The sequence below is a fragment of the Microbacterium sp. HMWF026 genome, from assembly GCF_003061325.1.
Lineage (GTDB): Bacteria > Actinomycetota > Actinomycetes > Actinomycetales > Microbacteriaceae > Microbacterium > Microbacterium testaceum_E.
In genome coordinates, this window is sequence record NZ_QAJB01000168.1 from 8055 (window position 1) to 14474 (window position 6420).

Here is a 6420-nt window from a genome sequence, read left to right on the forward strand (position 1 = left end):
CGTGGTCGGATCGATGGCGGCCGAGGCGGGGATCGGCATCCTGTTGCTGATCCACATGCAGAAGCACTTCGGTCTCGGTGTGGTCGAGACCGCCTGGGTGTTCCTCCCCGGTGCGATCGCGCTCGCCGTCCTCCCGCGGCCGTTGCACCTCGTCGTGGTGCGGATCGGGCGGCGTCGAGCGCTGCTCGCGGCCGGGGTGCTCAGTGCCGCCTTCGCCGCGGGGCTCGCGCTCGCGTCGAGTCCGCTGATGATTGCGATCCTGTGGGTGTCGAGTGCCGTCGCGTGGGCCGTCGTCGTGCCCGTGGAGCAGGAGGCGGTCGCGGAGTCGGTCGACGGCTCGGCGTTCGGGACGGCGATGGGCGCGTACGAGGCGGCTGCGCTCGCGGGTGGCGCGATCGGCACGGCGCTCGCGGGAGTCGCCTACGAGGCGGGGTCGTGGCAGCTCGCCTGTGTCTTCTTCGCGATCGTCGCTCTGCTCGGCGCGTGCGCAGGACCGTTGGCGCTGCGAGCCATGGGCGTCGCCGACCGACCCGTGCCCCGCGGTCCGGAACCGGGGGAGAGGCCGTGACGGGCCGTTCGTGCTGGGTCGGGGCGAGTGCGCGCGCGGACATCGGGGCGCGCGCCCTCCTCGCCGGGAGCGACGCGGCCGGGCCGTTCGACGGCGCTCCGCTCGCTCTCGAGATCATTCCGGATGCCGCGCGTCGAACGCCGCAGGTGGCCCTGCGGCGCTGCCTCGAGGTCTTGATGCCCGCTGTCGGCTCCTCCCTCTCGACGGTCGATCTGCTGCTCGTCTTCGCCGGTTCCTTCGCCACGGCGTTCGCGCGACGACTCGTCGTGGCCGTGGAGGAGTCGCGGCGCGTGCGACCGACGGACTCGACCGGCATGGAGACGTCCGAGACGGTGCGGGCAGCCCTCGTGGCCCTCGATGCCGGACGGCCGCGCAGCGCCGTCATCGTGGCATCCGATTTCAACCCCGTCCTCGCGAGCGCGGTGACGAGCGCGTGTTCTTCCGCTCTCGTGGTGCGTTTCGAGCTGTACGGGCCGGAACCCGAGGACTGCGACGTGTGGGCGGCCCATGTCGCGTCGCCGCGAGCCGGGGGAGGCGGATCGTGACCGCCGTGGTGTTCACCGGACTCGGCGCCGTTTCGGCGTACGGCACCGTCGACGGCCGGGGAGTGCCGCGACTCGTGCACGGTCTCGCGGAGGGGCGGCCGCCGGCGTTCGCCCCCGCAGAAGACCCGGCGACGCGCCCGATCGATCCGACCTTGCTCGACGAGGAGGAGCCCCGCCGGTGGCTCCCCGCCGCGATCAACGAAGCGCTCCGCGGCGCGCGCTGGCCCGAGGACGGGGCTCCGCCCGTCCTGCTCCTCGCGGGCCAGGCCCCCGCGCCGGCGGCGAGCGACAACCCGCTCTACGCGCCCACCGCGGTCGAGGTCGGACCTCATCGCTGGGAGCACCCGCTCGTGATCTCGCACGCCTGCGCGAGCGCCCTGTTCGCGGTGCACTTCGCGGAGCGGCTGATACGGAGCGGGGCACACGATGCCGTCCTCGTCGCCGGCGTGTCGGTGTGCACCCCCTGCGCGAGCGAGAGCCTGCGCGTCGTCAAAGCGATCGGCACGGTACCGTCTCGCCCCTTCGACCGGGAGCGCGACGGCATCCTGATCGGCGAGGGGGCGGGCGCCGCGCTCCTCGAGCGCGCGTCCACCGCTCTCGCCCGCGGGGCCGTGCCTCTCGCAGAACTGGGCGCCTCGGTCGCCGAGATCGGTGGGGCGTCGTCGGCGGCATCCGATACCGCGATCGTCTTCGACGCGATGACCCGTGCGATCCGGGATGCCGGAGCGCCGGGCGTCGACTACGTGCACGCGCACGCGACCGGAACCGTGCAGGGAGACGCCGCCGAGATCGAGGCGGTGTCCCGCCTCGCCGCGGAGCGCGGCCTTTCGGAGCTTCCGGTGTCGTCGCACAAGGGCGCTCTCGGCCACCTTCTGCACGCCTCCGGCTTCCCCGGTCTCATCGTGGCGGTGTCCGCGGTGCGCGACGGGGTGCTGCCCACGACCATCGGTCTGCGTCGGCCCCTCGTCGCCGACGGCGTCGACCTCCTCGTCGAGGGCCCCGCGATCCGCCCGCGCCGGCGCGTGGATCACGTGCTCGTGAATGCCTTCGGCTTCGGCGGCAACAACGCGTGCGTGCTGGTCCGGCGCAGCCCCTCCGTCCGTCCGCATCGCCCGTCCGGGTTCACCCCACCCGGCTGAGAAGGAGCCCATCCGTGTCTTCGCTGACGAGGCTGAGCCTCGCCAACCGCCTTGTCGTCATCCTCCTGTCGCTGTTCGTCGTCGTCGCCGGCGTGGTCGCCGCGGCGGGTCTGCGGCAAGAACTCCTGCCGTCGCTGCAGCCCCCGAGCGTGTCGGTCGTGGCGACCTACGCGGGCGCGTCGGCGACCGCGGTGGAGCGCGAGGTGACGGTTCCTGTGGAGGAGGCCGTCAGAGCGGTGCGGGGTGTCCAGACGGTGACGTCGACCTCGAGCGCCGGTGTGTCCCGGGTGACGGCCGGATGGACGGACGGGCGCGATGCGCAGCAGGTCATCGCTGACGTGCGATCCGCCACGGCCGGGATCCGGTCGTCGCTGCCGGCGGGTGTGACGCTCGAGACCTACACCGACTCGACGGACGACCTCCCGGCCGTGCAACTCGCGGTGACGTCGGCCGGTGATCTGTCCGATCTGAGTGCGCAGCTCCAGCGCTCGCTGGTGCCGGCGTTAAGGGCGGTCGACGGCGTGCGCGATGTGACGGTGGCGGGGGTCGACGAGAAGCAGCTCGTCGTCACGGTGCGCCCGGCCGACGCGACGGCGAAAGAGGTCACGGCGGCCCAGGTCGACGAGGTGCTGACGGCATCCGTGGTGGTGACGCCCGCGGGGACGAGCCTCGACGGCGCGACGGTGCGCGCCGTCGAGGTGGGCGGCATTCCTGTCTCCGTCGAAGAGGTGGCCGCATTGGTCATCCCGACGGCGAAGGGCCCTGTGTCCATCGGGGATGTCGCGGATGTCGCCATCGAGAGCGCCCCGCAGACCTCGCTCGCGCGGCTGGGGCACGAGCCCGCACTAACGTTGTCGATCACCAAGACCCCGGAAGCAAGCGTGGGGGCGGTCTCGCACGCGGTCAGCCGGGTGCTCGAGAGTCAGCGTGATGCGCTGTCTCCCGGCGTGGAATTCACGACGATCTTCGACCAGGCCCCGTACATCGAGCAGTCGCTGCACGATCTCACCACCGAGGGAGTCCTCGGGCTCGTCTTCGCGATCGCGGTGATCCTGGTCTTCCTCCTGTCGGTCCGGGCCACGATCATCACGGCGATCTCGATCCCCCTGTCGGTGCTGATCGCGATGATCGGCCTCGCGGTGGGCGGTTTCTCCCTGAGCATCCTGACCCTCGCGGCCCTCACCATCGCCGTCGGGCGCGTGGTCGACGACTCCATCGTCGTCATCGAGAACATCGCGCGGCACGAGCGGATCGAGAAGCTGACGACCCCGCGCCTCGTGCGGGCGGTGCGCGAGGTGGCCGGGGCCATCACGGCGTCGACGTTGACCACCGTGGCGGTCTTCCTTCCCATCGCGTTCGTGCCGGGAACCACGGGCGAACTGCTCCGGCCGTTCGCCGTGACCGTGACGGTCGCTCTGCTCGGGTCGCTCCTGGTCTCGCTGACGGTCGTGCCGGTGCTGGCCTCCTCTCTCCTGCGGCGGCGGTCCGCGCGGCCGCCGGCACCCGAGGGGGCACGCACGCGGCACGCGCGGCAGGCGGCGATGAGCGCGCGAGAAGAAGAGCGACGCGCGCGGTGGGCGGCTCATCACGAGCAGAGGCGCGCGCGGCGGGGCGACCCCCCTCCGGCACCCGTGCCCTCGCCGGGATCACGCGCCGAGAGTGAACCGTTCGATCGGCTTCAGAGCCTGTACCTCCCGGTTCTGCACCTCTCGTTGCGCCGTCCGATCGCGACGCTCATCGTCGGTGCGTTCGTGTTCGCCCTGACCATCGGTGCCTCCGGGGCGCTGCGGCAGAACTTCCTCGACGACGGCGGCGGGCGTCCCACGGTGTCGGTCATCCAGACGCTGCCGCCTGGCACGTCGCTCGTGTCCGCGAGCGATCGCGCGGCACGCCTCGAGGCCATCCTGAACCGCGACGACGACGTCGTGAACACCCTGACGACCGTCAGCGGCGACAGCGCCGCGCACACCGTGCTCCTCCAACCCGACGCCGATGTCGAGGCCACGGTGACCCGCCTGCGCGCCGAGTTCGCCGACCTCGCCGACGTGGGTCAGGTCATCGTGCAGAACGCTTCCTCAGCCGGGGGGTCCGACCTCACCGTCACGGTGTCCGGGGGCGACGATCAGGCGCGAGCGGCCGGAGCCGCGCGGGTGCAGGCGGCGCTGGATGATCTCCCTGATCTCGACGATGTCCGCAGCGACGCGGCGGCGGACCTGCCGCTGCTCTCCGTCGCTGTCGACCACCAGCGCGCCGCCCAGTACGGTTTCACCCAGGCCGACGTCGGACGCGCGATCCAGGACGCGCTCCGGGGCACGGTCACCGGCACCGTCGACATCGATGGCCGCACTCTCGACGTTGTTCTGCGCGGTCAGGGGAGCGACTCCTCACCCGATCAGATCGGTGCGCTCGAGCTCCCCGTGTCGGCGATCCAGCAGGCCGCCGCGCAGAAGAGAGCCGCAGACGCACTCGCCGCCGACCAGAGCGCGCTCCAGGTCGACGCGGAGGCACAACAGGACCGCGACCTGGCGGAGCAGCTGACCGACGCGCGCGGCGCCCGCGCGCAGGCGCAGGGGCAGCTGAGCGACCTCGTCGCCCAGCTCGGCGCGCTGAACGCCGCCCCCGTCCCCGCACCGTCGTCCTCGACGTCCCCCGTCGATTCCGGCCTCGATCCGTCGGAGGCTGCCGCTCGGGACGCGGCGGAGGCACGAGCGGAGGTCGACGCTCTGTCCGCCGCTCTGGCCGAGGAGCAGCGACGCCAACAGATCGGGCAGCTCCAAGACGCGATCGCGCAGACGAAGAGCACGATCGAGCAGCTCGGGAAGCAGGTGGACACGCTGATCGAAACGCGTGAGGAGCAGACCTCTCAGCGCGCGAAGGCGGCCGCCCTCGCGGATCGGCAGAAGGGGCTGTCCGAGGTGACGGCGACGCCGATCCAGGTGCGAGACATCGCGACCGTTCAAAGCGCGACCGGCGTTTCGACGATCACCCGGACCGACGGCGTTCGCGCGATCACGCTCACCGCGACGCCGACCGGCGACGATCCGTCTGCAATCCTGCAGAACGTCGGCGCAGCCCTGGGCTCGCTCGATCTGCCGGGCGGGGTGACAGCGCGCCTGGGCGGAGCCGCGACGGAGCAGGACGACGCGCTCACGCAGCTCGGGCTCGCGATGCTCGCGGCCATTGGCATCGTCTTCCTGATCATGGCCGCGACGCTGCGCAGTCTGGTGCAGCCGCTCGTCCTGCTCGTGTCGATTCCGTTCGCCGCCACCGGGGCCATCGCGCTGATGCTGGCCACGGGCACCCCGCTCGGGGTGCCGGCGATGATCGGCCTGCTGATGCTGATCGGCATCGTCGTCACGAATGCCATCGTGCTCGTCGACCTGATCAACGCGCGACGGGCCGCAGGCCACGACCTCGCGTCAGCCGTGATCGACGGTGCGCGGCTTCGCGTGCGTCCGATCCTGATGACCGCGGCGGCGACGATCCTCGCCCTCGTGCCGATGGCTCTCGGGCTGACCGGTGGCGGGGTGTTCATCTCCCACGCCCTGGCGATCGTGGTCATCGGCGGACTCGTCACCTCGACCCTGCTGACGCTGGTGTTCGTACCGGTGCTCTACCTGCTGATCGAGCGCAGCGCCCAGCGACGCCGGGAGCGCCGTCGGCCCGCGTAACCGCCGTCCCGCCCACGCCGAGTGCTCTCGCGTTCGGGGTGTGGGATCTTTCGCGCCCGGGAGCCTTCGCGCCCCCGGGCGCGAGACCCGCGCCCTGCGATCACCGGTCGTCCCCTTCGTCGCGGGGCATACCCCCTCGTGATCACGTCGCGAGTTCTGGGCCGACGCTCGGGGACCTCGGGGAGTATCTCCGCGCGGGTCGCGCGCGATGGCGCGGGCCGCTCTTGGTTGAATCGCCCCATGCCGATCGACGAAGAAGACGAGCTGGCGGCGCTGCGCCGACGGGCTTACGCCCCCACGGTGATATCTCGGCCGACCCCGCGGCGCTCAGCCGCCTGATCGAGCTCGAGGCGCGGGTCGCCGCGCGCGACGCGGCTCCCGCGTCCGCTCGACCGAGAGCGGAAGTGCCGACGCCGGAGGAGCGGGGCCCGGCACAACCCGCCCCGCTGAGCCCCACCCCCGCGATCTCTGACGCGCCGACCGACACGGATTCGGAT

4 protein-coding genes are annotated in these 6420 nt (G+C 72.1%); all 4 read left to right on the forward strand.

Going from position 1 to position 6420, the window contains the following annotated elements:
• A partial coding sequence (locus tag DBR36_RS07195) for an MFS transporter (protein WP_219927628.1) occupies positions 1-568 on the forward strand: 568 nt, incomplete at its 5' end.
• Positions 565-1113, forward strand: coding sequence for a hypothetical protein (locus DBR36_RS07200; RefSeq protein WP_108318220.1), 549 nt, complete (start codon positions 565-567; stop codon positions 1111-1113). The genes DBR36_RS07195 and DBR36_RS07200, both read left to right, overlap by 4 nt.
• Complete coding sequence (locus tag DBR36_RS07205; RefSeq protein ID WP_108318221.1) at positions 1110-2252, forward strand: beta-ketoacyl synthase N-terminal-like domain-containing protein; 1143 nt, start codon at positions 1110-1112, stop codon at positions 2250-2252. Before DBR36_RS07200 ends, DBR36_RS07205 begins: the two co-directional genes overlap by 4 nt.
• A gap of 14 nt (positions 2253-2266) precedes the next feature.
• A complete protein-coding gene (locus DBR36_RS07210; protein WP_181373518.1) occupies positions 2267-5923 on the forward strand; it encodes an efflux RND transporter permease subunit in 3657 nt (1218 codons plus the stop codon).
• Positions 5924-6420: the final 497 nt, after the last annotated feature.